Origin of the sequence: Phocaeicola coprophilus DSM 18228 = JCM 13818 (assembly GCF_000157915.1) — a bacterium.
GTDB classification, from domain to species: Bacteria; Bacteroidota; Bacteroidia; order Bacteroidales; family Bacteroidaceae; genus Phocaeicola; species Phocaeicola coprophilus.
In genome coordinates this window covers 1-1,026 of record NZ_EQ973668.1, presented here as the reverse complement: position 1 = coordinate 1,026, position 1,026 = coordinate 1, and the positions used below count along the sequence as shown (strand labels likewise).

Genomic DNA, 1,026 nt, shown 5'->3' with positions numbered 1-1,026 from the left:
AACCCGTTGGCGGAATTAAAATAGCGCATATTTAACTCGGCCAATGGGCTTTTCATTTTTGTAGTTAATATATTGGAGGATTGTAAGTGCGCTAATCTTCCCGATAATCCGGGCAAACAATCCATCCGTATCTTTCGCATAATTCCTTATAATCATGAACTGGTCACACAATTGCGAGAACAGGGTTTCGATTCTTTTTCTCGCCTTGGCAAAAGCCAGAAATACAGGCTTCCATTCTTTCAGGTTGCACCTGCATGGTACCTCCAGCCTGATATTGGCGGTTTCAAACAGATCCAATTGCACTTGGACACTTATATATCCTTTGTCCCCTATGACTGTACAATTACTATAGTCCACCTTCACATCCTTCAGGTAATGAATGTCATGCACACTTGCCTTGGTGAGGTCAAAGGAATGGATAACACCACTTAACCCGCAGATCGCGTGGAGTTTGTATCCGTAATAATACATGCCTTGTGATGCACAGTATCCGATTGACGGTGCTTTCTCAAAGATCCTTCTTTCCCATACAGCAACGCCTGGAACGGGCAATGCGACATACTTCTACCGGCTTCGAATCAATGCAGAAATAGTCTTCGCCTCCATCCATTTCTGAGGCCATTCTTTCTCGGATTGCATTACATAGGGACGAAGTAATTTTACGCCTATCATTGTATTGTCTGCGGGATATAAGGTTAGGTATTTCCATTCTATACTCCTGTAGCTTTGCAAACAACAATGACTCACTGTCAATTCCAACAGCCTCTGATGTCATGTTCAAAGCCACCACTTCAAGGTCTGAAAATTGGGGAACTACTCCTCTTCTTGACACATTTCCTGATTCATTGACTAAATTGCCGGCTATTTGCTTGCATATGTTCAGGATTTTTGCGAATATTGTATATAGGTTGTGCATACGATATTTGTTTATTAAAAGTTTTGCTACCTTTAATTTACTAAATATCAATAATATGCACAACTTTTTATACATAAATCTTTTATCAATTTAATTCCGCCAACAGGTAA

The 1,026-nt window shown here is 40.3% G+C and carries 1 pseudogene; it reads right to left on the bottom strand.

The features are described from left to right. Window positions 1-15 precede the first annotated feature (15 nt). A pseudogene (locus BACCOPRO_RS16855) lies at window positions 16-991 on the bottom strand (IS982 family transposase). Window positions 992-1,026: the final 35 nt, after the last annotated feature.